Source organism: Actinomycetospora succinea, from assembly GCF_004363095.1.
Classification (GTDB): domain Bacteria; phylum Actinomycetota; class Actinomycetes; order Mycobacteriales; family Pseudonocardiaceae; genus Actinomycetospora; species Actinomycetospora succinea.
Genome location: NZ_SNYO01000008.1, coordinates 91,686 through 116,278, shown reverse-complemented (window position 1 = coordinate 116,278; position 24,593 = coordinate 91,686). Strand labels below are relative to the sequence as shown.

Here is a 24,593-nt window from a genome sequence, read left to right as displayed (position 1 = left end):
TGTCATGCCCAGGGTGATCCACGTCTTCCGCCAGCCCGACCGGTTCGTCGCCGGCACCGTCGGGCAGCCCGGCGAGCGCTCCTTCTACCTGCAGGCCACCGAGCAGGCGCGGAAGGTGAGCGTGCTGCTCGAGAAGCAGCAGGTCTCGGTGCTCTCAGAGCGGATCGGCACCCTGCTCGAGGAGGTCTCGCGCCGCTTCGGCGCCGACGTGCCCGTCACCGTCCCCGAGGACGAGGTCGACACCTCGCCGCTCGAGGTCCCGGTGGAGGAGGAGTTCCGGGTCGGCACCATGGGCCTGGGCTGGGACGCCGAGTCGCGCAACGTCGTCGTCGAGCTCCTCGCGGTCACCGAGGAGGAGGTCGACGAGTCGGTCGTGCTCGACGACACCGACGAGGGCCCGGACGCGCTGCGCGTGTTCCTCTCGCCGGCCGGGGCGCGGGCGTTCGCGACGCGCGCCGAGCGGGTCGTCGGCGCCGGCCGCCGCCTCTGCCCCCTGTGCACCCAGCCGCTCGACGCCGCGGGCCACGTCTGCCCGCGCCAGAACGGCTACCGACGCGTCACGACCCCCGAGTAGGCGCGTGGACCGGGAGACGGACGGCCACCAGCCGACGGACGAGACCACCCACGACGCGCTGGAGCTGCTGCTCCACGGTCGGATGGAGGTCGAGGGACGCCTCACCGAGGCCTCCAACACCACGCTGTTCTGCTCGATCGCGGTCAACGGGGTCGAGGAGCACTGCGTCTACAAGCCGGTGCGCGGCGAGCGCCCGCTCTGGGACTTCCCCGACGGCACGCTCGCGGGCCGCGAGGTGGCGACGTTCCTGGTCAGCGAGGCCGCCGGGTTCCGGGTGGTGCCGCCGACCGTCCTGCGCGACGGCCCGTTCGGTCCCGGCATGGTGCAGCGCTGGATCGAGACCGACGACGAGCGCGAGCTGGTCGACATCCTCGCGCCGAAGGACGTCGACAAGAACTGGCGCACGGTGCTGCGTGCCCGCGGCATGGACGGCGACCCGGCGCTGCTCGTCCACGCCGACGACCCGGCGCTGCGCCGGATGGCGGCGCTCGACGTCGTCGTCAACAACGCCGACCGCAAGGGCGGGCACGTCCTCGCCGGCCTCGACGGCGGGGTCTACGGCGTCGACCACGGCATCTGCCTGCACCGCGAGGAGAAGCTGCGCACCGTGCTGTGGGGCTGGGTCGGCGAGCCCCTCACCGACGACGTCGTCGAGGGCCTGCGCCGGCTGCGCGCCGCGCTGTCCCCGGGCAACGCCGCCGGGCTGGACGACACGCTGCACGACCACCTCACGCGCGCCGAGGTGACCGCCCTGCGCTCGCGCGTCTCGAGGCTCCTCGACGCGAACGAGCTCCCCGCACCCGGCGGCCGGTGGCCCCCGATCCCGTGGCCGGCCTTCTGAGCCGGCGGGTCCTGCCGCGGCGGGACCGCCGCTGGCCCCGCGACTTCCACCACCGGCGCACCGCCGACCTGCTCAACCCGCTCGAGGCGTTCGAGCTCTTCCGGGCGTTCCCGCCGCAGGCCGAGCGGGACGGCGCCCGGGTCCCGGTCGTCGCCGCCGACCCGTACCCGCGGGTCGGCCCGGGACGGATCGCGGTCACCTGGCTCGGCCACGCCTCGGTGCTGCTGCACGTCGACGACGTCACGCTGCTCGTCGACCCGGTGCTCGTCGGCGGCATCCCCGGCGCCCCGCGCCGGCTGACCGCGCCGGCGCTCACGCCCGACCAGCTCCCGCCGCTGGACGCGGTGCTGATCAGCCACGACCACTACGACCACCTCGACGCCCCCACCCTGCGGCGCCTGCCCCGCTCGACGCCGGTGCTGGTCGGGGGCGGCGGCGCGCCCTGGTTCGCGCGCCGCGGGTTCACCGAGGTCACCGAGCTGGACTGGTGGGAGAGCACCCGGGTCGGCGGGGTCGACGTCGAGTTCGTGCCGGCGCACCACTGGTCCCGCCGCACGCTCGGCGACACCTGCCGGCGGCTCTGGGGCGGCTGGGTGGTCACGGGTGCCGACGGCCGCAGCGTGGTCCACGCCGGCGACACCGGCTACGGGCCCTTCCCGGGCCGCATCGGCGCCCGGCACCCCGACATCGCCATCGCCGTCCTCCCGGTCGGTGCCTACGCGCCCCGCCGGCTGCTGCGCGGGGTGCACATGGACCCGGGCGAGGCGGTCCGGGCCGCCGGCGACCTCGGCGCCCGCCACCTCGTCCCCGTCCACTGGGGCACGTTCACGCTCTCCGCCGAGCCCGTGCTCGAGCCGCTGGAGCGTGTCCGCGAGGAGTGGGTGCGCGCCGGGCGCGACCGCGCCGACCTGTGGGACCTGCCCGTCGGGGGCACGCGCGTCCTGTGAGCACTGCTGTCCCCCCGCGTCGTTCCGGGCGCGCCCTCGCCGTCTGGGGCGTCGCGGTCCTCGCGTACATCGCCGCCGTCCTCGGCCGGTCGTCGCTCGCGGCCACCGGCGTCACCGCCGCCGAGCGCTTCGAGGTCTCGTCCGGCGTGCTGTCGCTGCTCGCGGTCGTCCAGCTCGCGGTGTACGCGGCGCTCCAGATCCCGGCCGGCGTGCTCGTCGACCGGGTCGGCCCGCGCCGGGTGATCGCCGGCGGGGCGGTGCTCGTCGCGCTCGGGCAGGTCGTGCTGGCTCTCGCGGCGCCGTTCTGGCTGGCCGTGGCCGGGCGGATGCTGGTCGGCGCCGGCGACGCGGTGACCTTCGTCAGCGTCCTGCGCCTGATCCCCTCGTGGTTCCCGGCGCGCCGGGTGCCGCTGCTCAACCAGCTCGCCGGCATCCTCGGCCAGCTCGGGCAGGTGATCTCGGCGGTCCCGCTCGCCGCCCTGGTCCTCGGGGCGGGCTGGACGCCGGCCTACCTCGCCGCGGGCGGCACCGCGGTGCTCGTCGCCGTCCTCGTCGTCGCGGTGGTGCGCGACGGCCCGGCCGGGGCCGCGGCCCCGGCGGGAGACGAAGCGGAGCGGAGCTCGACCGGTGCGGACAGCCCCGTGGTGAAGGGCGGCCTGGGCGCGGCGCTGCGCGAGCCCGGGGTGAAGCTCGCCTTCTGGTGCCACCTCGCCGCCCCGTTCCCCGGCAACGTGTTCGGGCTTCTCTGGGGCTTCCCGTTCCTCACCGGCGGCGAGGGCCTCGCGAGCGGCACCGCCCGTGGCCTGCTCGTGCTCTACGTCGTCGCCGGCATCGCGATCGGCCCGCTGCTCGGGACGCTCGCCGGGCGCTTCCCGGCGCACCGGGTGCGCCTGATCGTGGTGTGCACGGTCGCCCAGGCCGTCTCGTGGCTGGTCGTGCTCGCCTGGCCCGGCCCCGCCCCGCTCGCGCTGCTCGCCCTGCACGTCGTCGTGCTCGGCGGGGGAGGGCCGGCGTCCCTGGTCGCCTTCGACATCGCCCGCGCCGCGGTCCCGCCGCAGCGCATCGGTCGCGCCTCGGGGATCGTCAACGTCGGCGGCTTCGTCTCCACCGTCGCCGTCGTCCTCGTCGTGGGCGTCGCCCTCGACCTCCAGGGTGCCGGCACCCCCGACACCTACACGCTCGACGCCTTCCGGGCGGCGATGCTCGTGCAGGTGCCGGTGTGGCTGGCCGCCCGGGTCGGCATCGCCCGCTCGGCCCGGCGCGTGCGGGTTCAGTCAGCCGCCGACGGGAACCGCGGCGCCCGCTTCTCCCGCAGCGCGGTGTAGCCCTCGACGACGTCGGGACCCATGAAGGTCAGCATCTCGTAGGCCGCCGACTGGTCGAAGGTCGGGCCCGCGGCGCGCAGCCAGTTGTTGAGGCTGCGCTTGGTGAGACGGATCGCCTGCTGGGAGCCGGTGCCGAGGGTGTCGGCGACGCGCAGGGCCTCGTCGAGCACCTGGTCGCGGGGGAGCGCCTTGGCGACCATGCCGAGCTTCTCGGCCTCGGCGCCGGTGACCATCTCGCCGGTGAGCAGGTAGTAGCGCGCCTTCGCCATGCCCGCGAGCAGCGGCCAGATGATCGCCGCGTGGTCGCCCGCCGCGACGCCGAGCTTGACGTGCCCGTCGCCGAGCTTGGCGTCCTCGGCGGCGATGGCGACGTCGGAGAGCAGGGCGACGACCACCCCGGCGCCGACGGCCACCCCGTTGATCGCCGAGATGATCGGCTTGTCGCACCCGATGATGTTGTAGACCATCTCGGACATCTCGCGGAGCATGTGGTGGACGCGGTCGTAGTCGCCCGCGATGCGCTCGACCATGCCCAGGTCGCCGCCCGCCGAGAACGCCCGGCCCGCCCCGGTGATCACCGCGACGCGGGTCTGCTCGTCGGTGTCGACCTCGCGCCACACCCGAGCCAGCTCGCCGTGGAGCACCTCGTCGGCGGCGTTGTACTTCTCGGGGTTGTTGATCGTGATCAGCAGGACGCCGTGGTCGCGGCGCTCGAACACGAGCTGCTGGTAGTCGTCGAAAGGCACGATCGTCTCCCTATCGGTGGTCGGTCGTCACGGTCTCGAACAGGCCCGCGGCGTCGTCCTCGACGGCCTGCGCCCGGGCCCGGTAGTGAATCTTCTTGCCGGTCGCGGTGAGCGGCAGCTCGTCGACGAAGCGGTAGGCACGCGGCCGTTTGTACGCGGCGAGCATGGCGTGGCCGCGGCAGTGGGCCTCGCAGTCGGCGGCGGTCAGGCCCGGGTCCTCGCGCACGACGAAGGCCACCACCCGCTCGCCCCAGCGCTCGTCGGGCACGCCCACGACGAGCGAGTCGGCGACGCCGGGGTGCTCGTTGAGCGCCTCCTCGACCTGCACGGGGTGCACGTTCTCGCCACCGGAGATCAGCATGTCGTCCTTGCGGCCGACGATCGTCACGTACTCGTCGCCGTCCCACGTCGCGAGGTCGCCGACGTGGATCCAGCCGTCGTGGAACTTCGCCGCCTCCTGCTCGGGCGAGTTGACGTAGGCGTAGCCGGCCTTCGGCGAGCGGATGATCACCTCGCCGACCTCGGTGCCGTCCTGGGCCACGGGGTCGTCGCTCCCGCCGCCGACGTGGACGACCATGACGTCGTCGTCGGTGCACGCACGACCGGCGGCGCCCGCGTGGCCGGGCAGGTCGGTGGGGCGCAGGAACGTGTTCCAGAACGACTCGGTGGTGCCGAACCCGTTGAAGATCCGCGGGGTGAGCAGCTCCTGGTAGCGCAGGCACGCCTCCCGCTCCAGCGGCGCGCCCATCGTCACGATGCCGCGCAGGGTGCCGAGGTCGCGGGGCCGCTCGGTCTGGGCGCGGGCGAGCATCGCGAGGTTGGTCGGCGCCCCGATGAGGTAGGTCAGCCCGTGCTCGGCGACGAGGTCGAGCACGCGGTCGGGGTCGAACGCGCGCAGCGGCACGACCTCCGCGCCCAGGTAGAACACCGGGTTCGGCCTGCCCGAGTACAGCCCGCCGCGGTGGAACCACGGCGTCATGTTCAGCGTCCGGTCCTCGGGCGCGAGCGGGAAGTGCATGATCACGTCGTGGGCGCTGAACACCTCGACGAGGCTGTTCAGGGGCACGCCCTTGGGCATCCCGGTGGTGCCCGACGTGTAGAGCCGCGTGGTCTCGTCGTAGACGGTGCGGGCCACGGCCGGCGGGGTGCCGCCGGGCAGGTCGGCGAAGCGGACCGATCCCGGCAGCGGCTCGCCCTCGCCGACCGCGACCAGCACCGACGGCGCGTGCCGGGCCCGCTCGAGCGCCGCGGCCACCGTGTCGCGCAGGGCGGTGTCGTAGACGAACACCGTCGGCTCGCTGTCGTCGAGCACGTGCGCGGTCTCGCCGGCGGCGAGGCGGAAGTTGACCGGCGCCCCGACGGCCCCGCAGGCCTGCGTCGCCAGGTAGAGCTCGGCGAACGCGGGGGAGTTGAACAGCTGGTGGACGACCACGTCACCGGGACCGACGCCCGCGCCGGCCAGGCCCAAGGCCAGCGCGTCGACGCGGGCGCCGAGCTCGGCGTAGGTCCACCGCTGCCCGGTCGCCGGGTCGGTCATCGCCGTGCGCCGGGCGTAGCGGTGGACGTTGCGGCGGAAGCCCGCGAGGTAGGTGAACTCGTGCTCGAAGTACGTCCGGTACGCGGACGCGTCGTAGGTGAACGTCACCGGGACCTCCTCGGGAGTGTCAGCGGAACCAGCGCCCGACGTGCGGGCGGATCGCGCGGTCGACGAACGCGCGCACGTCGTCGCGCCACGCGATCTCGCCGGGGGAGAGGAGGTCGTCGAGCGCGAGGAGGTCGCCGGCCGGGGCGGCGGTGATGGTGGTGGTCGTCATCAGCTCATCGACAATCCGCCGCTGACGCTCAGCGTCTGGCCCGTGATGTAGGCGGCCTCGTCGGAGGCGAGGAAGGCGACGGCGCCCGCGAGGTCCTCGGGCTGGGCGAGCCGGCGCAGCGGGATCGCCTTGGTGAGGGCCTCGCGCAGCTTGGGGTTGTCCCCGGCGAAGTCGGCGAAGAGCGCGGTGTCGGTCGGGCCGGGGCACACGCAGTTGACCGCGACCTGGTGGCGGGCCATCTCGCGGGCGCAGGTCTTGGTGAACGCGATGACGCCGCCCTTGGCGGCCGAGTACACGGCCTCGCCCGACGACCCGACCCGGCCGGCGTCCGAGGCGAGGTTCACGACCCGTCCGCCGCCCTGCTCGGCCATGATCGGGAGGACGGCCTTCGAGGTGTGCAGGACGCCGTACAGGTTGATCGCGATGACCTTGTCCCAGTCGGCGGGGTCGGAGTCGACGAACGGCCCGGCCTTGTCCCACCCGGCGTTGTTGACCAGCACGTCGATGCGGCCGAACCGCCCGCGGACCGCGGCGACCGTCTCCTCCACCGACGCGCGCGACGCGACGTCGGTGGTCATCCCGACCGCGCCGTGCCCGAGCGCGTCCGCCGTCTCCCGCGCGGTGGCGCCGTCGACGTCGGTGGCCACGACCGTGGCGCCCTCGGCGGCGAGCTTCTCGGCGATGCCGCGACCGATGCCGCGGCCGGCGCCGGTCACGATCGCGATCTTGTCGTCCATCCTGCCCATCGAGCGGTCCTCTCCTAGGGCGCCAGCTCGCGACCGAGGCGGTCGCGGGCGACGACGAGCTTCATGATCTGGGCGGTGCCGTCGCCGATCTGCAGGCCGAGCACGTCGCGCATCCGCTGCTCGAAGGGCAGGTCGGTGCGGTAGCCGTACTGGCCGTGCAGCAGCAGGCACTGGGTGATGACCTCGTGGGCCGTCTTCGGGGCCCACCACTTGCACATCGCGGCCTTGTCGGTGTGCGGCCGGTCGTGGTCGCCGAGCCACAGCGTCTCCAGGCAGAGCAGCCGCGCAGCCGACAGCAACGTCTCGGCCTCGGCCAGCGGGAACGCGACGCCCTGGTTCGTGCTCAGGGGCCGGTCGAACGCCTGCCGCTCGCTGACGTAGGCCCAGGTCTCGTCGACGCTCTGCTCGGCGGCGCCGAGGCACTGCAGCCCGATCAGCGCGCGGCTGAAGTCGAACCCCTGCATGACCTGCACGAACCCGCGGCCCTCGGCGCCGATGAGGTGGTCGGCGGGGACGCGGACGCCGTCGAGGTGCGCGGCGCCGCGCCCGACGGCCGTCGTGCCCATGTCCGGGTAGGGCTCACGGGTCACGCCCGGCCGGTCGAGGGGCACGAGGAACGCGCTGATGTCGCGGCCGCGCTGCTCCGAGGGCCCGGTGCGGGCGAAGACCACGACGGCCGCGGCGTCGCCGGCGAACGAGAGCGACTTGACGCCGTCGAGGACCCAGTCGTCGCCGTCGCGCGTCGCGGTCAGCCGCGGGACCCCGGCGTCGGAGCCGGCGTGCGGCTCCGTGAGCCCGATCCCGACGATCTCCTCGCCGGAGCAGATGCGCGGCACCCACTCCTGCGCGAGCTCGGCCGGCGCGTTGCGGGCGAGCACCGCGCCCACCAGCGAGCCGACCGCCTGCAGGTACGCGACGTTGATGTCGCCGCGCCCGATCTCCTCGGTGACGAGGCCGGACGCGACGCGGTCGTGCCCGCCCCCGCCGAGGTCGGTGGGCAGCTCGGAGGCGATGAGCCCCTGCCGCCCGATCTCGCGGCGCAGGTCCGGCGCGATCCGGCCCGCGCGCTCGCGCTCGGCGTAGCCGGGCAGGAGCTGCTCGGTCGCCAGCACCCGCGCCCGGTCGCGCAGCTCGCGCTGGGCGCCGGTGAGCTCGAAGTCCATCGCCTCTGCTCCTCCGCTCCGGTGTCGGACGCGGGTGACGCTGGCAAAGTTTGACCCGCGAGTCAACAGAGGGAGTCGAAATTTGACTCAGAGGTCAGGAGACCGCATGCTCGGCCCCGTGAACCGGGTGGAGCGCAAACGGGGACGGCGGGTCGAGCAGATCCTCGCGGTCGCCGCCGAGCTGTTCGGCGAGCGCGGCTACGACGCGGTCAACCTCGAGGACGTCGCCGAGCGGCTCGACGTCACCAAGGGGTCGCTCTACTACTACTTCGCGGGCAAGGAGCAGCTCGCCACGGCGGCCATCGAGACGCTGGGCACCGACTGGACCGCGCGCCTCGAGGAGCTGGCCGCGACCGCGGAGGGGAGCGCGGCCCAGCGGCTGCGGACGCTGATCCGCGCCCACGTCGCGATCGCCGTGCGCGAGTACCCCGCCGCGCTGCGCCTGTTCCTCGTGCCCCGGACCTGGCCCGACGCCCTGCGCGCCCGGATCACCGAGATGCGCCGGCGCCACGACCAGGTGTTCCGCGCGGTGCTCGTCGAGGGGCTGGAGAGCGGGGAGTTCGCGGTCGTCGCCACCGCGAGCACCCTGCAGGCCATGCACGCGGCGATGAGCCAGGCGCCGCTGTGGTGCGCCGACCTCCCCGTCGACGAGCAGGACCGGGCCTTCGACGAGCTCGCCGACACCCTGATGAAGCTGGTCAGCCCCGTCCCGTGAGCGTGGCGTAGACGATCACGTTGTCCTCGCGGGAGCGCCCGGTCGGGTCGAGCGCGCCGCCCGCCGTGATCAGCCGCAGCTCGGCGCCCGCGGTGTCGCCGTAGACGTCGCGGGTCGGGAACCAGTTCCTCGAGACCTGCACGGTGCCGGTGACGGTGAAGACGGCGTGGGACCCGTCGCGCCGGGTGATGGTGATCCGGTCGCCCGCGGTGGCGTCGGCGAGGTCGGCGAACACGCCCCGCCGGCCGTCGCCGTCGACGTGCCCGACCACCACGGCCGGGCCGCGCTCGCCGGGCGTGGGGCCGTGGCGGTACCAGCCGGCCTGCTCCGGGGTGTGCACCGACGGCACCTCGATGCGCCGGCGGTCGTCGACGCCGACGGGCACCAGCGAGGAGCAGGCGTCGATGCGGTCGACGGTGATCGCCACCGGGTCGGAGGCGGTCATCGGGGCGGGGTCGGCGCGCCAGGGAGCCGTGACCGGCGGGCACGGGTCGGCGGTCGCCCCGGCGCCGTCGGACGTCGCGGTCGCCACGCCCATCGCCGCGCACACCGCGCTGAGGACGAACGCGCCGACGGCCAGCACGCGGGCGAGGACGGACGGGTCGAGGATCGCCGTCTCCTCACGGCGGTGCCGGTTCACCGCCGCGTCGTCGGCTGCCGGGCCGCGACCAGGCCGGCGAGCGCCACACCCAGGCCGCCCCCGGACCACCAGAGCACCGAGGAGGACACGGAGAACCCCGGCTCGCCGTCGTCGACGGTCGACCCGTCTCCGGCCGGCACGGCCAGTGCGCCCTCGACGGCCGGGAGGGCGAGGGCAGGCCCCGCCGTCCCGAGCAGGAGGAGCGCCGACACCGCGGCCACGACCCCGTAGCGACCCGAACGCGCCATGATCTCCACCGATCACTCACGCCCTCCCGCCCCGCGCGGGAGGAACGAGCGCAGTCAACTCCTGTGAGTGTTCGGACCACACGCAGCGTGACGGCGCGTCGGCCGACACCTTCGGGGGATTCCGGCGGAGGCGACGGATCGGGCGCAGCGGGCACGGGTACGACCCCGAGCTGTTCTCCGCCGGCAGAAGCGGGGAGCCGGATCACGTCCCGCGACGTAGCGTGGAGAGGTGAGCTCTTCTGCTGCTCCCTCCGTTCCCACTGTTCCTTCAGCTCTCCCCACCACCGCCGGCGAGCTGGCCCGCAGCGGCCACCCGGCGGCGACGGCCCGCAGCGTGCGGACCGAGCTGCGTGACAACCTGCTGTCCCGTCTGCGCGCCGGCGCGGACCCCTGGCCGGGGATCGTCGGGTTCGACCGCACCGTGCTGCCCCAGTTCGAGCGCGCGGTCCTGGCCGGGCACGACGTGGTGCTGCTCGGCGAGCGCGGCCAGGGCAAGACCCGGCTGCTGCGCAGCCTCGTGAACCTGCTCGACGAGTGGACGCCCGTCATCGAGGGCTCCGAGCTGGGCGAGCACCCGGCCGAGCCGATCATCCCGGCGAGCCGACGCCGCGTCGCCGAGCTGGGCGACGACCTGCCGATCACCTGGCGGCACCGCGACGAGCGCTACGCCGAGAAGCTCGCCACGCCCGACACCAGCGTCGCCGACCTCATCGGCGACGTCGACCCGGTCAAGGTGGCCGAGGGCCGCAGCCTCGGCGACCCCGAGACCATCCACTACGGGCTTGTGCCGCGCGCGCACCGCGGCATCGTGACGATCAACGAGCTGCCCGACCTCGCCGAGCGCATCCAGGTCGCGCTGCTCAACGTCATGGAGGAGCGCGACATCCAGGTGCGCGGCTACACGCTGCGCCTGCCGCTGGACATCATGCTCGTGGCCAGCGCGAACCCCGAGGACTACACCAACCGCGGGCGGATCATCACCCCGCTCAAGGACCGCTTCGGGGCCGAGGTCCGCACCCACTACCCGCTCGAGGTCACCGGCGAGATCGCCCTGGTCCGCCAGGAGGCGCAGCTCGTCGCCGACGTGCCCGACCACCTCGTCGAGGTCCTCGCGCGCTTCACCCGCCACCTGCGGCAGTCCAGCGCGGTCGACCAGCGCAGCGGCGTGTCCGCCCGCTTCACGATCGCCGCCGCCGAGACCGTCGCGGCCGCCGCGCTGCGCCGCGCCGCGGTCACCGGCGAGGACACCCCGGTGGCCCGCCCCGTCGACCTCGAGTCGGTGCCGCCGGTGCTGCGCGGCAAGCTCGAGTTCGAGTCGGGGGAGGAGGGTCGCGAGGCCGAGCTCCTCACCCACCTGCTGCGCCGCTCGATCTCGGAGACCGCCCGCGCGCGGCTCGCCGGGGTCGACCTGTCCCCGCTGGCCGACGGGGTGTCCGCGCTCGAGGGCTCGCGCCGGGTCGTCACCGGCGACCGCGTCGCGGCCCGCCAGGTGGTCGACGCGCTGCCGTCGATCTCGGTCGTCTACACGGTGGCCGAGCGTCTCGGCGCCGCAGGCACGGAGGCCCCCGGGCCCCTGGCCAGCGCGGTCGAGCTCGCCCTCGAGCACCTCTACCTCACCCGCAAGCTCGCGAAGGACGACGACGCCGAGGACGGGACGGTGGCCTATGGCGGCTGACCCCACCGAGCCCGAGGGGCAGGGCCCGGCCAGCGGGCGCTACTCCTACGGCCGGTACTACGACGGCCCCGATCCGCTCGCCCCGCCGTTCGACCTGCGCGAGGCGATGGACGAGCTGGGCCGCGACGTCATGGAGGGCACCTCCCCGCGGCGGGCGATGCAGGAGCTGATGCGCCGCGGGATGGGGGAGCAGCGGGGTCTCGACGACCTCATGCGCCGGCTCAACGAGCAGCGCAGCAGGCTCCAGCGCGAGCACCGTCTTGACGGCACGCTCCAGGAGGTCCGCGAGCTGCTCGAGCAGGCGCTCGAGGCCGAGCGCAACTCGCTGCAGGCCGAGGACTCCGACGACGCCCGGTTCCGCGAGATGCAGCTCGACGCGCTGCCCCCGTCGCCGGCGGGCGCGGTGCGCGAGCTCGAGGACTACGACTGGCGCAACGCCGAGGCGCGCCAGGCCTACGAGCAGATCCGCGACCTGCTCGGCCGGGAGGCGCTCGACCAGCGCTTCCAGGGCATGAAGCAGGCGATGGAGAACGCCACCCCGGAGGACGTCGACGCCGTCCGGGAGATGATCTCCGACCTCAACGACCTGCTCGAGGCCCACGGACGCGGCGAGGATACCGCGCAGCAGTTCCACGAGTTCATGGACAAGCACGGCCAGTACTTCCCCGAGAACCCCCAGAACACCGACGAGCTGATCGACCTGCTCGCGGAACGCTCGGCGGCCGCGCAGCGGATGATGAACTCGCTGTCCGCCGAGCAGCGCGCGGAGCTCGAGGGCCTCATGCAGCAGGCCTTCGGCGACCCGCGGCTCGCCGAGCAGCTCGGCCGGCTCGACCAGCAGCTGCAGGGCCTGCGCCCGGGCGAGGACTGGCAGGGGCGCGGTCGCTTCCGCGGCGAGGACCCGCTCGGCATGGGCGAGGCGACCCGGGCGATGGAGCAGCTCGGGCAGATGGACGCCCTCGCCGAGCAGCTCTCGCAGTCCTACCCGGGCGCGCGCATGGAGGACATCGACCTCGAGGCGCTCGAGGCGACGCTCGGCGAGCAGGCCCGCGTCGACGCGCAGCGCCTGGCGGAGCTGCAGCGTGAGCTCGAGCGGCAGGGGGTGTTCCAGCGCGCGGCGGACGGCTCGTTGATGCTCTCGCCCAAGGCGCTGCGCCAGCTCGGGCAGTCGTCGTTGCGCGACGTCGTCGGGTCGCTGTCGACGCGGCGTGGCGAGCGGGAGACACAGCGCTCCGGGGCCGCGGGGGAAGCCACCGGTGCCACGCGGCCCTGGTCGTTCGGCGACACGGAGCAGTGGGACGTCCCGCGGACGCTGCTCAACGCGGAGATGCGGCACGCCTCCGGGGACCCACGGGCGCTCGACGTCACCGACGTGGAGATCGTCGAGACCGAGCAGCGCACGCGCGCCGCGGTGGCACTGTGCGTCGACACGTCGTGGTCGATGGTCGCCGACGGGCGGTGGGTGCCGATGAAGCGCACCGCGCTGGCGCTGCACCACCTGGTGTCGACGCGCTTCCGGGGCGACGACTTGCAGCTCATCACCTTCGGGCGCCACGCCAAGGAGGTCGAGCTCGGCGAGCTGACCGCGCTGGAAGGCGCCTGGGAGCAGGGCACGAACCTGCACCACGCGCTCCTGCTGGCCGGGCGGCACCTGCGCAGGAACGCCGACGCGGCGCCGGTCGTCCTCGTCGTCACCGACGGCGAGCCGACCGCGCACCTCGAGCCCGACGGGCACGCGCTGTTCGACTACCCGCCGAGCCCGGAGACGCTGCGGGCGACGCTCGGCGAGGTCGACGCGCTGGCGCGGCTGAACGCGGCGCTGACCGTCTTCATGCTGGGGGAGGACCCGCGGCTGGAGGCGTTCGTGGATCTCGTCGCCCGGCGGGCCGGCGGACGGGTGGTGAACCCCGACCTCGATGGGCTCGGAGCCGCTGTGGTGAGCGACTACCTCGCGAGCCGACGACGACGCTGAGCTGCCCGGACGAAGGTCGAACACCCTGACCGGGTGAACGAATCGCCCGCAACCGGGCGTCACGACCACAGGGGGCGACACCGCGTACGCTCGACCGTGGCTGGAGCCGATCCCCCCCGCGGCTCCCGGCCACCCCGGCCGGGTCCGTCATCCCGTGCAGGGGCGACGTGCTCGCCCACGACGGCCCTGCTGACTCGACCCGGCCGGGGTTCCACACGGTCGTTCGTGCCCGGGGCACGAGCGGTTCGCCACGAGCGCCGGACTCTTCGCCGCGGCGGGCTTAGGCTCGTGACCATGCGAGCCTGGTCATCGGTCGACATCCCGCGGGTCCCCGGAAGCCCGCCCCCGCTGCGCCTGCACGACACCGCGAGCGACAGCGTGCGGCCGACCGCGCCCGGTCCGACGGCGCGGATGTACGTCTGCGGGATCACGCCCTACGACGCCACCCACCTCGGGCACGCCGCCACCTACCTGGCGTTCGACCTGATCAACCGCCTCTGGCTCGACGCGGGCCACGACGTCCACTACGTCCAGAACGTCACCGACATCGACGACCCGCTGCTCGAGCGGGCCGAGCGGGACAAGGACGACTGGGTGGTCCTGGGGATGCGCGAGACCGCGCTGTTCCGCGAGGACATGACGGCGCTGCGGATCCTCCCGCCGCGCGAGTTCATCGGCGCCGTCGAGGCCGTCGACGAGATCAGCGAGCTGGTCGGCAAGCTCCTGGCCAGCGGCGCGGCCTACCGCGCCGACGACGAGCAGTTCCCCGACGTCTACCACGACCACACCGCCACCCGGGACTTCGGCTACGTCTCGCGCTACTCCGAGGCGCGCATGCTCGAGGTCTTCCCCCAGCGCGGCGGCGACCCCGACCGCGCCGGCAAGCGCCACCCGCTCGACGCCCTGCTGTGGCGCATGGCCCGCGAGGGCGAGCCGCACTGGTCCTCCGACCTCGGCGAGGGCCGCCCGGGCTGGCACGTCGAGTGCGCCGCGATCGCGCTCAACCGCCTCGGCGACCAGTACGACCTGCAGGGCGGCGGGTCCGACCTCGCCTTCCCGCACCACGAGTTCGGCTCCGCCCACGCCGAGGCGCTCACCGGCGCGCACCCGCTGGCCCGGCACTACTGCCACGCCGGGATGATCGGCCTCGACGGCGAGAAGATGTCGAAGTCGAAGGGCAACCTCGTCTTCGTCTCCCGGCTGCGCGCCGACCGCGTCGACCCGATGGCCGTGCGCCTTGCGCTCCTGTCCGGGCACTGGCGCACCGACCGGTCCTGGACCGCGGAGCTCCTCACCGCCGGCCAGGCGCGCCTGCACCGCTGGCGCGAGGCCGCCGCGTCCCCGACCGGCCCGGACCCCGAGGACACCGTCGCCCGGGTGCGCACCCACCTCGCCGACGACCTCGACACCCCCGGCGCCCTGGCCGCCCTGGACGCGTGGGCCGACGAGGTGCTCTTCCGCCGCACTGCCGAGAGCTGGACCCCGGACGGCCCCGCCCGCGTGGCCGACGCCGTCGACGCCCTGCTCGGTGTGCCGCTGCGATAGGCCGTACGCGGGTACGTGGATGCCATGGCCCGCAACGTCCTCGGCGGCGATCTCGCCGACTGCAGTCACGACCCCGTCACCGGCTTCTACCGCGACGGGTGCTGCGAGACCGGTCCCGACGACGCGGGCGTGCACACCGTGTGCGCCCGCGTCACCGCGGAGTTCCTGAGCTTCAGCGCGTCCCGCGGCAACGACCTCACCCGCCCGGCGCCGCAGTTCCCGGGTCTCGAGCCCGGCGACCGCTGGTGCCTGTGCGCGAGCCGGTGGAAGGAGGCCCTCGACGCCGGCGTCGCCCCGCCCGTCGTCCTCGAGGCGACGCACGCCCGCACGCTCGAGTGGGTCGACCTCGCCGACCTGGCGGCGCACCGGGCGCCGGAGTGAGCCGATGCGCTGCGCGCACGTGAGTGTTTTGGGTCGTTCTGGCGACCCAGAACACTCACATGCGGTAGGCATCGCGCTGTGCCGTCTGATCCCGACGGGTCGAGCTCCGCTTCGCTGCGTCTCCCACCGCCCACCGCGACCCAGGTCCAGGCGCACCGGTTCGCGGTGCGTCGCCTGGAGTCCGCGCTGGTGGGCCGCGACCCGACGCCACGGTACGACCCCGGGCGCCGCCAGAACCGGGCACTGCTCGTCGGCGCCGTGCTCGGGGTGCTCGCGCTCGTCGGGTTCGCCGTCGTCGGGCTGATCCGGGGCGACGAGGGGTGGCGCGACGAAGCGGTGGTGCGCGGCGAGCCCTCCGGCGCGCTCTACGCCGTCGCCCACGGCCCCGACCGCCTCGTCCCCGCGCTCAACCTGACCTCGGCACGCCTGCTCGCGGCGGCGGCCGGCAACACGGATCCCCTGGGCCCGCCCGTCCCGGTCCGTGACGACCTCCTCGCCCAGGCACCGCGCACCGCGCCCGCCGGCATCCCCGGCGCGCCCTCGGTGCTGCCCGACCCGGCCGCGCCGGTCGCCGACGCCTGGGCCGTCTGCGACCGCGTGACCCTCGACCCCTCGGTGCCCGACCCGGCCGCCGACCCGGCGCTGACCACCGTCGCGCTCGGCGGCGTGCCGTCGCCGGGACGCCCGCTCGCGCCGGACGAGGCCCTGCTCCTGCGGGGACCCGACGGCGCGTTCTGGCTGGTCACCGACGGGCGGCGCGCGCTCATCACCCCGCAGGCCGGCGCCGTCGTCCGGGGCCTCGAGCTCACCGGTGCGCGTGCCCGGGCCGCCAGCCCCGCCCTGCTCGGCACGCTGCCCCAGGGCCCCCCACTGGAACCGGTGACGGTGCCCGGCTCCGGCGCCACGCCGACCGAGCCCCGGACCGCCGCACTCGGCGTCAGGACCGGTGACGTGGTCAGCCCCGACGGCGCGCGCTTCTTCCTCGTGGCCGCCGACGGGGTGCAGGAGGTGCCCGCGGTGGTCGCCCAGCTCGCGCGGTTCGCCAATCCCGACCCGGCCGCCGACCCCGGCATCGCCGCCGTCCCGGCCGGACGCCTCGCCGACGCCCCGCGGGTAGCGGTCGTCGACGTCCGGGCCTATCCGGCGACGTTCCCCCGCCCGGTCACCTACGACGCGGCCACCACGGTGTGCGTGCGCCCCGACGCGGGCGGCCCCGAGCGCGCGGGGACGGCCGCGGTCTTCGCCGGGCCCGCCCTGCCCGGTCCCGCCGCGCCGACCCCGCTCGTCGGCCCGCCCCTCGACGGCGCCTGGGTCGCGGGCGGCGGCGCCTATGTCGTCCCGGTCGGGGAGCCACCCGTGCTCGTCGACCCCGGCGGGCGCGTCTATCCCGTGCCGGACCCGGCGGCGGCGTCGGCGCTCGGCCTCGGCGTCCCGCGCCCGGCTCCCCGCGCGGTGCTGGACCTCCTGCCGCGCGGGCCCGCCCTCGACCCCCTCGCGGCGCAGACCGCCCGCTGAGCCCGCGCATGCGGCAGGGTGCCGGTGTGCGACGCGGCGCGAAGGTGGGACCGGTACGCGCGCTGTGGACCGTCGTGCTCGTCGTCGCCTTCGGCACCAACGTCCCGACACCGCTGCTCCTGGTCTACCGCGAGACCCTCGGCCTCGCGCCGACGACGCTGACGGCCGCGTTCGGGGTCTACGCCGCCGGCCTCATCCCCGCGCTCCTGCTCTCCGGCCCGGCCTCGGACCGGTTCGGGCGGCGGCCGGTCGTGCTGCCGTTCGTGGTGCTCGCCGGGCTCGTGTCCGTGCTCTTCCTGGCGGCCGGTTCCTCGGTGCTCGTGCTCTTCGTCGGGCGGTTCCTGCAGGGCGCGGTGTCCGGGGTGGTGTTCAGCGTCGGCACCGCGTGGCTGGGCGAGCTCATCGGCGAGCCGGGACGCTCGGCGCGCCTGACCACGATCGCGCTGGCGATCGGCTGGGCGGCCGGCCCGCTGGTCGCCGGGCTGATGGGGCAGTGGGTGGTGCTGCCGACCGTGCTGCCCTACCTCGTGCACGTCGCCCTCATGATCGGCGCGGTGGCCCTGCTCCCCGGGGTCCCCGAGACCCTCGGCCCGGAGCGGCGCCGCACCGGCGGGCGGATCGTCAACCTCGGCGTGCCCAGCGTCGCGCGGCAGGCGTTCGTGCTCGTCGTGGTGCCGATCGCCCTCGGGGTGTTCGCCTTCCCCTCGACCGCGGCGACCGTGCTGCCGCTGCTGCTCACCCCGCAGATGCCCGGCGTCGCCGTGGCGGTCGCCGGGATCGTCGCCGGCGTGACGCTCTCGACGGGCGCCCTGGTCCCGCCGCTCGAGCGCCGCCTCGGGGCCACGCGGGCGGGACCGACGGGGCTGGCGCTCGGCGCCGCGGGACTCGGGCTCGCGCTGCTCTCGCTCGTCCTCGAGGCGTGGCCGCTGCTGCTCGGCGTGGCGCTGCTGCTCGGCGCGGGCTACGGCCTGTGCCTGGCGTCGGGGCTCGCGATGGTCGCCCGGCTGGCGCTGCCCAGCGAGCGCGGCGCGCTCACCGGCACCTTCTACGCCTGCGCCTACCTCGGCTTCGGCGTGCCCTACCTGCTCTCCGCCCTCGCCGGGGACGGCAGCCTCACCGGCCCGCTCGCCGGGCTCGCGGTCGTCTCGGCGCTGGCCGCCGCGGCCCTCGCGCTCCCGGCCGCCCGGCGCCTCAGCGGCGGGGACTGAGCAGTCCCGCGGCGAGCAGCACGACGCCCGCGAGACCGAAGCCGGCGACGGGGGAGAGGTGGTAGGGCGCGAGGAACACCGCCGGCGCGGCCGAGGCCCCGAGGAACCGCCCGGCCTGCACGACCGAGACGCCGCCCGCCGCGGTCCCGCGCAGCACGAGCGTGTTGACGCCGACGAGCACGAGCTGCGCGGCCGCGCCGGCCAGCGCCCAGACCGTGGCCACGGCGATCGCGGACGGCAGCACCCCGACCGCGGCCACGAGCAGCGCGCCCGCGACCGCGCCGAGGCGGATCGTCACGCCCGGCCCGAAGCGGTCCACGCCGGAGCCGATGAGGCGCGCGGTGAGCAGCCCGCAGACCCCGAAGCCGGTGAGCAGCGCGCCCCGCAGCGCCGCGCCGAGGGTGAACGCGTCCTCGACGCGCAGCGCGACGAGGAACGAGAGCCCGCCGAGCGCGCCCCACGCGAGCCCGGCGACCAGCGCGAGCCGCAGCACCGCCGGCCGCCAGGCGTCGCGCAGGCGCGGCCGGCCGGAGCCGGGGTCGCCCGGCGGGTCCGCGGGCAGTCCGGCGACGGCGAGCACCGCGGCGACGACGGCGACGCCCACGAACGCGAGGCGCCAGTCGACGCTCGCGGCGAGCCCGCCCACCAGCGGCGCGAACGTCATCCCGGCCGCCTGCAGCGAGCCCATCACGCCGAGCGAGCGGCCGAGGCGCTCGCGCGGGGTGGCCGCGGCCAGCGAGGCGAGCAGCAGCGGCGTCGTGAACGCGTTCGCCGCGCCCTGCAGCGCCCGCGCGGCGAGGAAGAGCCACCCCGAGCCGGCGACGGCCCCGAGCAGCGAGAACACCACGTAGGCCACGTAGGCCACCCGCACGGTGCGCCGCGCGCCCCAGCGCTGCCCGAGCGTCCCGGACACGAGCATGAGCAGCGCGAACGGCAGCAGGTAGGCCGTCAGCGACGCGGACGCCGCCGACGGCGAGAGCCCGAGGTCGGCGCCGAGCTCGGGCAGCATCGACGCGGTGATGCCGCCGCCGAACGGCCCGAGGAAGCCGCCCGCATAGAGGGCCCCGACGCGCAGGCGGTCGACGAGCGGGCGTGGAGGCGCCCCGGTCACCGCTCCCAGGGACCCTTGCCGGGCCCGGGCGGGCCACCCGCGGTGCCGCCGGGCCCGCGCCGGCGCAGGTAGCGCTCGAAGTCGGCGGCGATCTCCTCGCCGGAGGCCTCCTCGAGGTCGGTCTCGGCGTCGCCGGCCTCCTCGAGGGCCTTGACGTACTCGCGCACCTCGTCGTCCTCGTCGGCCATCTCCGAGACCGTGCGCTCCCACTTCTCGGCCTGCTCGGGCAGCCCGCCGAGCGGCACCTCGACGTCGAGGACCTCCTCGACGCGCTGCAGCAGGGCGATCGTGGCCTTCGGCGCGGGCGGCTGGGAGACGTAGTGCGGCACCGCGGCCCAGAACGAGATGGCGGGGATGCCGGCCTGCACGCACGCGTCCTGGAGCACCCCGACGATCCCGGTGGGGCCCTGGTAGCGCGAGCGCTGCAGGCGGTACCGGGCCGCCGACGCCTTGTCGAACGACGTGCCGGTGACCGGCACCGGGCGGGTGTGCGGCGTGTCGGCGAGCAGGGCACCGAGTGTGATCACCGTGCCGACGCCGAGCTCCTGGGCGTACTCGATGATCTCGGCGCAGAACGCGCGCCAGCGCATGTTCGGCTCGATCCCGCGCACGAGCACGAGGTCCTGCGCGGACCCGGGCGGGCGGCAGCGGGTGAGGCGGGTGGTCGGCCAGTCGATGGCCCGGCTGACCCCGTCGACCAGGCGCATCGTGGGGCGCGAGACCTGGAAGTCGTAGTACTCGTCGGGGTCGATCGCGGAGAGCTCGGTGGCGTCCCAGTGCAGGGCGAGGTGCTCGACCGCGGTGCTGGCCGCGTCCCCGGCGTCGTTCCAGCCCTCGAACGCCGCGAGCATCACCGGCGCGGTGGGATCCACGCGGGCCGCAGGGGGGTCCTCGAGGTCGTCCGAGAAGTCGTCGGAGAGGTCTTCCGAGCTGGGGTCCGGGGAGTCTTCCGGGGCGGGGACGGGCTCGTCGGGGCGGTCGTCGGGCACGGACACCCGGACAGCCTACGTCTCGTGACGAGGCTCGCAGTGCGCCTGGCACTGCTCCTCGATCACGTTACGATCGTGTGATGACTACTTCGAGTGAGTCTGCATTCCTGTCCGCTCTGCACTCCCGGGTCCTCATCGGCGATGGTGCCATGGGAACAGCACTGCAGGACCAGGACCTCTCGCTCGACGATTTCGAACAGCTCGAGGGCTGCAACGAGATCCTCAACGTCTCGCGCCCCGACGCGGTGCTCGCGGTCCACCAGGGTCATCTCGACGCCGGCGCCGACATCGTCACCAGCAACACCTTCGGCACGAACTGGCCGAACCTCAACGAGTACGACATCGCCGACCGCATCCGCGAGCTCTCCCTCGAGGGCACCAAGATCGCGCGCCAGGCCGCCGACGAGTTCTCCACCGCGGACCGCCCGCGCTTTGTGTTCGGCTCCAACGGCCCCGGCACCAAGCTGCCGACGCTGGGTCACGCGCCGTTCGCGAAGCTGCGCGACGCCTACATCGAGTCGGTGCTCGGCCAGCTCGAGGGCGGCGCCGACGCGATCCTCGTCGAGACCTGTCAGGACCTGCTCCAGTCGAAGGCCGCCATCCTCGGCGCCTTCCGCGCGATGGAGCAGTACGGCAAGCGCATCCCGGTGGTCTGCCACGTCACCGTCGAGCTCACCGGAACGATGCTGGTCGGCTCCGAGATCACCGCCGCGCTCACCGCGCTCGAGCCGCTGGGCATCGACGCGATCGGCCTCAACTGCGCCACCGGCCCGGCCGAGATGAGCGAGCACCTGCGGGCCCTGAGCCGCCAGAGCCGCATCCCGGTCAGCGTCATGCCCAACGCCGGCCTGCCCGAGCTCGGCCCGAACGGCCCCGAGTACCCGCTGCAGCCCGACGAGCTGGCGGACTACTGCGCCTCGTTCATCACCGACTACGGCCTGCAGCTCGTCGGCGGCTGCTGCGGCACCACCAACGACCACATCAGGGCGCTGGCCGAGAAGTGCCGCGACCTCACGCCCACCGAGCGCGACCCGCAGCCCGAGCCCGGCATCTCGTCGATGTACCACTCCGTGCCGTTCCGGCAGGAGACCGGTCTGCTGATGATCGGCGAGCGCTCGAACGCCAACGGCTCGAAGGCGTTCCGCGAGTCGATGGTCGAGGACGACTACGAGAAGTGCGTGGAGATCGCCAAGGCGCAGACCCGCGAGGGCGCGCACTGGATGGACCTCTGCATCGACTACGTCGGCCGCGACGGCGTCGCCGACATGGACCGCCTCGCCCACGACGTCTCGACGGCCTCGACGCTGCCGGTGGTGCTCGACTCCACCGAGCCCGAGGTGCTCGAGGCCGGGCTGGAGCAGCTGGGCGGGCGCTCGGCGATCAACTCGGTGAACTACGAGGACGGCGACGGGCCGGACTCGCGGTTCACGAGGATCATGAAGCTCGTGCACGAGCACGGCGCCGCCGTCGTCGGACTCTGCATCGACGAGGAGGGCCAGGCCCGCACCGCGGAGTGGAAGACCCGCGTGGCGTTCCGCCTCATCGAGGACCTCACCGAGAACTGGGGCATGCGGGTCGAGGACATCATCATCGACTGCCTGACCTTCCCGATCTCCACCGGCCAGGAGGAGGTCCGCAAGGACGGCATCGAGACGATCAACGCGATCAAGCAGCTCAAGGAGCGCTACCCGCAGGTCCAGACCACGCTGGGGCTGTCGAACATCTCCTTCGGCCTCAACCCGGCCGCGCGCCAGGTGCTGAACTCGGTGTTCCTCAACGAGTGCACCGAGGCCGGCCTCGACACCGCGATCCTCAACGCCAGCAAGATCCTGCCGTTCTCGCAGATCGACGAGGAGCAGCGCGAGGCCGCGCTCGACCTCGTCTACGACCGCCGCGAGAAGCACGACCCGCTGCAGCACTTCATGAACCTCTTCGAGGGCGTGTCGGCGCAGTCGGCCAAGGACGAGCGCGCCGAGAAGCTCGCCGCGATGCCGCTCTTCGAGCGCCTCGCGCAGCGGATCATCGACGGCGACCGCAACGGCCTCGAGGAGGACCTCGACGCCGGCATGCAGGAGAAGGACCCGCTCGAGATCATCAACACCGACCTGCTCGGTGGCATGAAGGTCGTCGGCGACCTCTTCGGCGCCGGCAAGATGCAGCTGCCGTTCGTGCTGGCGAGCGCCGAGGTCATGAAGGCCGCCGTGGCCCACCTCGAGCCGCACATGGAGGCGACCGACAACTCCGGCAAGGGCAAGATCCTGCTGGCGACGGTCAAGGGCGACGTCCACGACATCGGCAAGAACCTCGTCGACATCATCCTGTCCAACAACGGCTACGACGTGGTCAACATCGGCATCAAGCAGCCGATCAACGCCATCCTCGAGGCCGCGGACGAGAACAAGGTCGACGCGATTGGCATGTCCGGGCTGCTGGTGAAGTCCACCGTGGTCATGAAGGACAACCTGCAGGAGATGAACGACCGCGGGGTCGCCGAGCAGTACCCGGTGCTCCTCGGCGGCGCGGCGCTCACCCGCTCCTACGTCGAGAACGACCTCGGCGAGATCTACCAGGGCGACGTCCGGTACGCGAAGGACGCCTTCGAGGGCCTCAAGCTCATGGACTCGGTCATGACGGGCGAGGGCCCGTCGGACGAGGAGAAGGAGAAGATGGCCGAGCGCAAGGAGCGCCGCGAGCGCTCCGAGCGCATCAAGGCCAAGCGCGAGGCCGAGGCGGGCGAGGAGAACCCGGCGTTCGACCCGACCGCGATCTCCGACGTCGCGCGGCGCATCGAGGTCCCGACGCCGCCGTTCTGGGGCACCCGCGTCGTGCGCGGTCTGCGCCTGCAGGACTTCGCGGCGCTGCTCGACGAGCGCGCCACGTTCTTCGGGCAGTGGGGCCTGCGCGGCCAGAAGGGCGACGAGGGCCCGTCGTACGACGAGCTCGTCGAGACCGAGGGCCGCCCGCGCCTGCGCTACTGGCTCGACCGGCTGCAGTCCGAGGGCATCACCAGCCACGCGGCGCTCGTCACCGGGTACTTCCCGGTGATCTCCGAGGGCCAGGAGGTCGTCGTCCTCGACGAGGCCAAGCCGGACGCGAACGAGCTGCACCGCTTCGCGTTCCCGCGCCAGAAGCGCGACCGCCGCCTGTGCCTCGCGGACTTCTTCCGCACGCGCGACGAGGCCCGCGAGCTCGGCGGCGTCGACGTCATGCCGATGAACCTCGTGACGATGGGCCAGCCCATCGCGGACTTCGCCAACAAGCTGTTCGCGGAGAACTCCTACCGCGACTACCTCGAGGTCCACGGCCTCGGCGTGCAGCTCACCGAGGCGCTGGCCGAGTACTGGCACCGGCGCGTCCGCGAGGAGCTGACGTTCGCCGACGGCTCCACGATGGCCGACCAGGACCCCGCGGACGTCCACGAGTACTTCAAGCTCGGCTACCGCGGCGCCCGGTTCTCGCTGGGCTACGGCGCGTGCCCGGACGTCGAGGACCGCGCGAAGATCGTGGACCTGCTCGACCCGAGCCGCATCGGCGTCGAGCTCTCCGACGAGGACCAGCTGCACCCCGAGCAGTCCACGGACGCCCTCGTCGTGCACCACCCGGAGGCCAAGTACTTCAATGCCTAGCCTCGCGGCCGTCCTGTGGGACATGGACGGCACGCTGGTCGACTCCGAGCGGCTCTGGGACGTGTCCCTGGCCGACCTCGCCGCCCACCTCGGCGGCGCGCTGTCCGCGGCGACCCGCGAGGACCTCGTGGGCTCGTCGCTGCGGCGCTCGGTGTCGACGGTGCGCGCCGAGGTCGGCCTCGACCCCGGCGACGAGGACGGCGTGCTCGCCGACGGGCGCTGGCTGCTCGAGCGCACCAAGGTCCTGTTCGCCCACGACCTCCCGTGGCGCCCCGGCGCGCGGGAGGCCCTGGCGGCGGTCCGGGCGTCGGGGCTCGCGACCGCGCTCGTCACCAGCACCTACCGCGAGCTGACCGACGTCGCCCTCGACACCATCGGGCGCGGGTTCTTCGACGTCACCGTGTGCGGGGACGAGGTGTCGGCGACCAAGCCCGACCCGGCGCCGTACCTGCGGGCCGCCGAGCTGCTCGGCGTCGACGCCACGGCGTGCGTGGCGGTCGAGGACTCGCCGACCGGCACCCGCTCGGCCGTCGCCGCCGGCGCGACCGTGCTCGTGGTGCCGGCCGAGGTCGCCGTGCCGCCGGGGGAGCGCCGTGTGCTGCGCGAGAGCCTCGTCGGGCTGACCGTCGACGACCTCCGCGCGGTGCTCGCGGACGCTCCCGGCGTAGCGCGCGACCACCGGACGCGGGCCGACGTGCACTGAGCGCGCGGTGTCGAGGTGGTGGCGACGTCGGAACGGGGGACACGGGACCCGCACGTGGGCGTGTCCTCCCGCCCGACCGTCCGTTCGGCGCGTCCGGGAGCCCGGAGGG

The 24,593-nt window shown here is 74.2% G+C and carries 22 protein-coding genes; 13 read left to right on the top strand and 9 right to left on the bottom strand.

Annotated elements, in window-relative coordinates:
- Nucleotides 1–4 precede the first annotated feature (4 nt).
- From EV188_RS23410 to EV188_RS23395, 4 genes are all read left to right on the top strand, one after another.
- Nucleotides 5–574, top strand: a complete 570-nt coding sequence (locus EV188_RS23410) for a DUF3090 domain-containing protein (RefSeq protein ID WP_133828726.1) — start codon at nt 5–7, stop codon at nt 572–574.
- An 82-nt stretch (nt 575–656) separates the two neighbouring features.
- A complete protein-coding gene (locus EV188_RS23405; protein WP_133828850.1) occupies nt 657–1,415 on the top strand; it encodes an SCO1664 family protein in 759 nt (252 codons plus the stop codon).
- Entirely contained in the window at nt 1,400–2,362 is a 963-nt protein-coding gene (locus EV188_RS23400; RefSeq protein WP_243741940.1) for an MBL fold metallo-hydrolase, read from the top strand. The genes EV188_RS23405 and EV188_RS23400 overlap by 16 nt, the downstream gene beginning before the upstream one ends.
- A complete protein-coding gene (locus EV188_RS23395; RefSeq protein ID WP_166660034.1) occupies nt 2,359–3,687 on the top strand; it encodes an MFS transporter in 1,329 nt (442 codons plus the stop codon). The genes EV188_RS23400 and EV188_RS23395 overlap by 4 nt, the downstream gene beginning before the upstream one ends.
- On the opposite strand, the gene EV188_RS23390 is transcribed toward EV188_RS23395, so the two are convergent.
- From EV188_RS23390 to EV188_RS23375, 5 genes are read right to left on the bottom strand one after another with little or no spacing between them, the layout of a single operon-like run.
- A complete protein-coding gene (locus EV188_RS23390) occupies nt 3,633–4,433 on the bottom strand; it encodes an enoyl-CoA hydratase/isomerase family protein (RefSeq protein WP_133828723.1) in 801 nt (266 codons plus the stop codon). The two genes, EV188_RS23395 and EV188_RS23390, sit on opposite strands and share 55 nt — an antisense overlap.
- Before the next feature lie 10 nt (nt 4,434–4,443).
- Nucleotides 4,444–6,078, bottom strand: coding sequence for a class I adenylate-forming enzyme family protein (locus EV188_RS23385; RefSeq protein WP_133828722.1), 1,635 nt, complete (start codon nt 6,076–6,078; stop codon nt 4,444–4,446).
- A 19-nt stretch (nt 6,079–6,097) separates the two neighbouring features.
- Nucleotides 6,098–6,247 (bottom strand): acyl-CoA dehydrogenase family protein, encoded by a 150-nt coding sequence (locus EV188_RS31875; RefSeq protein WP_166660033.1) that lies wholly within the window; start codon nt 6,245–6,247, stop codon nt 6,098–6,100.
- Nucleotides 6,247–6,993 (bottom strand): SDR family NAD(P)-dependent oxidoreductase, encoded by a 747-nt coding sequence (locus tag EV188_RS23380; RefSeq protein WP_133828721.1) that lies wholly within the window; start codon nt 6,991–6,993, stop codon nt 6,247–6,249. The genes EV188_RS31875 and EV188_RS23380 overlap by 1 nt, the downstream gene beginning before the upstream one ends.
- A 14-nt stretch (nt 6,994–7,007) precedes the next feature.
- Complete coding sequence (locus EV188_RS23375) at nt 7,008–8,156, bottom strand: acyl-CoA dehydrogenase family protein (protein ID WP_133828720.1); 1,149 nt, start codon at nt 8,154–8,156, stop codon at nt 7,008–7,010.
- Nucleotides 8,157–8,262: 106 nt separating this feature from the next.
- On the opposite strand from EV188_RS23375, the gene EV188_RS23370 reads away from it, so the two are divergent.
- Nucleotides 8,263–8,871, top strand: a complete 609-nt coding sequence (locus EV188_RS23370) for a TetR/AcrR family transcriptional regulator (protein ID WP_133828719.1) — start codon at nt 8,263–8,265, stop codon at nt 8,869–8,871.
- Here EV188_RS23370 and EV188_RS23365 read toward each other — a convergent pair.
- On the bottom strand, nt 8,855–9,511 hold the full coding sequence (locus EV188_RS23365; protein ID WP_243741939.1) for a class F sortase: 657 nt from the start codon (nt 9,509–9,511) through the stop codon (nt 8,855–8,857). The genes EV188_RS23370 and EV188_RS23365 overlap by 17 nt on opposite strands.
- A complete protein-coding gene (locus tag EV188_RS23360; RefSeq protein ID WP_133828718.1) occupies nt 9,508–9,759 on the bottom strand; it encodes a hypothetical protein in 252 nt (83 codons plus the stop codon). Before EV188_RS23360 ends, EV188_RS23365 begins: the two co-directional genes overlap by 4 nt.
- Nucleotides 9,760–9,988: 229 nt before the next feature.
- Here EV188_RS23360 and EV188_RS23355 point away from each other — a divergent pair, with 229 nt between their 5' ends.
- From EV188_RS23355 to EV188_RS23330, 6 genes are all read left to right on the top strand, one after another.
- Nucleotides 9,989–11,434, top strand: coding sequence for an ATP-binding protein (locus EV188_RS23355; RefSeq protein ID WP_133828717.1), 1,446 nt, complete (start codon nt 9,989–9,991; stop codon nt 11,432–11,434).
- A complete protein-coding gene (locus EV188_RS23350; protein WP_133828716.1) occupies nt 11,424–13,406 on the top strand; it encodes a vWA domain-containing protein in 1,983 nt (660 codons plus the stop codon). Before EV188_RS23355 ends, EV188_RS23350 begins: the two co-directional genes overlap by 11 nt.
- Nucleotides 13,407–13,700: 294 nt before the next feature.
- On the top strand, nt 13,701–14,951 hold the full coding sequence (gene mshC / locus EV188_RS23345; protein WP_133828715.1) for a cysteine--1-D-myo-inosityl 2-amino-2-deoxy-alpha-D-glucopyranoside ligase: 1,251 nt from the start codon (nt 13,701–13,703) through the stop codon (nt 14,949–14,951).
- Between the two features lie 24 nt (nt 14,952–14,975).
- On the top strand, nt 14,976–15,332 hold the full coding sequence (locus EV188_RS23340; RefSeq protein ID WP_133828714.1) for a DUF2237 family protein: 357 nt from the start codon (nt 14,976–14,978) through the stop codon (nt 15,330–15,332).
- A gap of 78 nt (nt 15,333–15,410) precedes the next feature.
- Nucleotides 15,411–16,847 carry a type VII secretion protein EccB gene (eccB, locus tag EV188_RS23335; RefSeq protein WP_279536766.1) on the top strand — a complete coding sequence of 479 codons (1,437 nt, stop codon included), beginning with the start codon at nt 15,411–15,413 and terminating at the stop codon, nt 16,845–16,847.
- 26 nt (nt 16,848–16,873) lie between these two features.
- Nucleotides 16,874–18,055, top strand: coding sequence for an MFS transporter (locus EV188_RS23330; RefSeq protein ID WP_208114353.1), 1,182 nt, complete (start codon nt 16,874–16,876; stop codon nt 18,053–18,055).
- Here EV188_RS23330 and EV188_RS23325 read toward each other — a convergent pair.
- Together EV188_RS23325 and EV188_RS23320 are read right to left on the bottom strand one after the other, a co-directional pair.
- Entirely contained in the window at nt 18,039–19,166 is a 1,128-nt protein-coding gene (locus tag EV188_RS23325) for an MFS transporter (protein WP_133828711.1), read from the bottom strand. The genes EV188_RS23330 and EV188_RS23325 overlap by 17 nt on opposite strands.
- Complete coding sequence (locus EV188_RS23320; RefSeq protein ID WP_133828848.1) at nt 19,163–20,017, bottom strand: PAC2 family protein; 855 nt, start codon at nt 20,015–20,017, stop codon at nt 19,163–19,165. Before EV188_RS23320 ends, EV188_RS23325 begins: the two co-directional genes overlap by 4 nt.
- Nucleotides 20,018–20,235: 218 nt before the next feature.
- On the opposite strand from EV188_RS23320, the gene metH reads away from it, so the two are divergent.
- Both metH and EV188_RS23310 read left to right on the top strand, forming a co-directional pair.
- On the top strand, nt 20,236–23,781 hold the full coding sequence (metH, locus tag EV188_RS23315) for a methionine synthase (protein ID WP_133828710.1): 3,546 nt from the start codon (nt 20,236–20,238) through the stop codon (nt 23,779–23,781).
- Nucleotides 23,774–24,484, top strand: coding sequence for an HAD family hydrolase (locus EV188_RS23310; RefSeq protein ID WP_133828709.1), 711 nt, complete (start codon nt 23,774–23,776; stop codon nt 24,482–24,484). The genes metH and EV188_RS23310 overlap by 8 nt, the downstream gene beginning before the upstream one ends.
- Nucleotides 24,485–24,593 lie beyond the last annotated feature (109 nt).

Bases quoted from the DNA above. Each gene is read 5' to 3' on its own strand.
- EV188_RS23410 (WP_133828726.1), top strand. From the start codon at position 5: ATGCCCAGGGTGATCCACGTCTTCCGCCAGCCCGACCGGTTCGTCGCC.
- EV188_RS23405 (WP_133828850.1), top strand. From the start codon at position 657: ATGGAGGTCGAGGGACGCCTCACCGAGGCCTCCAACACCACGCTGTTC.
- EV188_RS31875 (WP_166660033.1), bottom strand. From the start codon at position 6,247: ATGACGACCACCACCATCACCGCCGCCCCGGCCGGCGACCTCCTCGCG.
- EV188_RS23380 (WP_133828721.1), bottom strand. From the start codon at position 6,993: ATGGGCAGGATGGACGACAAGATCGCGATCGTGACCGGCGCCGGCCGC.
- EV188_RS23375 (WP_133828720.1), bottom strand. From the start codon at position 8,156: ATGGACTTCGAGCTCACCGGCGCCCAGCGCGAGCTGCGCGACCGGGCG.
- EV188_RS23370 (WP_133828719.1), top strand. From the start codon at position 8,263: ATGCTCGGCCCCGTGAACCGGGTGGAGCGCAAACGGGGACGGCGGGTC.
- EV188_RS23360 (WP_133828718.1), bottom strand. From the start codon at position 9,759: ATGGCGCGTTCGGGTCGCTACGGGGTCGTGGCCGCGGTGTCGGCGCTC.
- EV188_RS23350 (WP_133828716.1), top strand. From the start codon at position 11,424: ATGGCGGCTGACCCCACCGAGCCCGAGGGGCAGGGCCCGGCCAGCGGG.
- mshC (WP_133828715.1), top strand. From the start codon at position 13,701: ATGCGAGCCTGGTCATCGGTCGACATCCCGCGGGTCCCCGGAAGCCCG.
- EV188_RS23340 (WP_133828714.1), top strand. From the start codon at position 14,976: ATGGCCCGCAACGTCCTCGGCGGCGATCTCGCCGACTGCAGTCACGAC.
- EV188_RS23320 (WP_133828848.1), bottom strand. From the start codon at position 20,017: ATGCTCGCGGCGTTCGAGGGCTGGAACGACGCCGGGGACGCGGCCAGC.
- metH (WP_133828710.1), top strand. From the start codon at position 20,236: ATGACTACTTCGAGTGAGTCTGCATTCCTGTCCGCTCTGCACTCCCGG.
- EV188_RS23310 (WP_133828709.1), top strand. From the start codon at position 23,774: ATGCCTAGCCTCGCGGCCGTCCTGTGGGACATGGACGGCACGCTGGTC.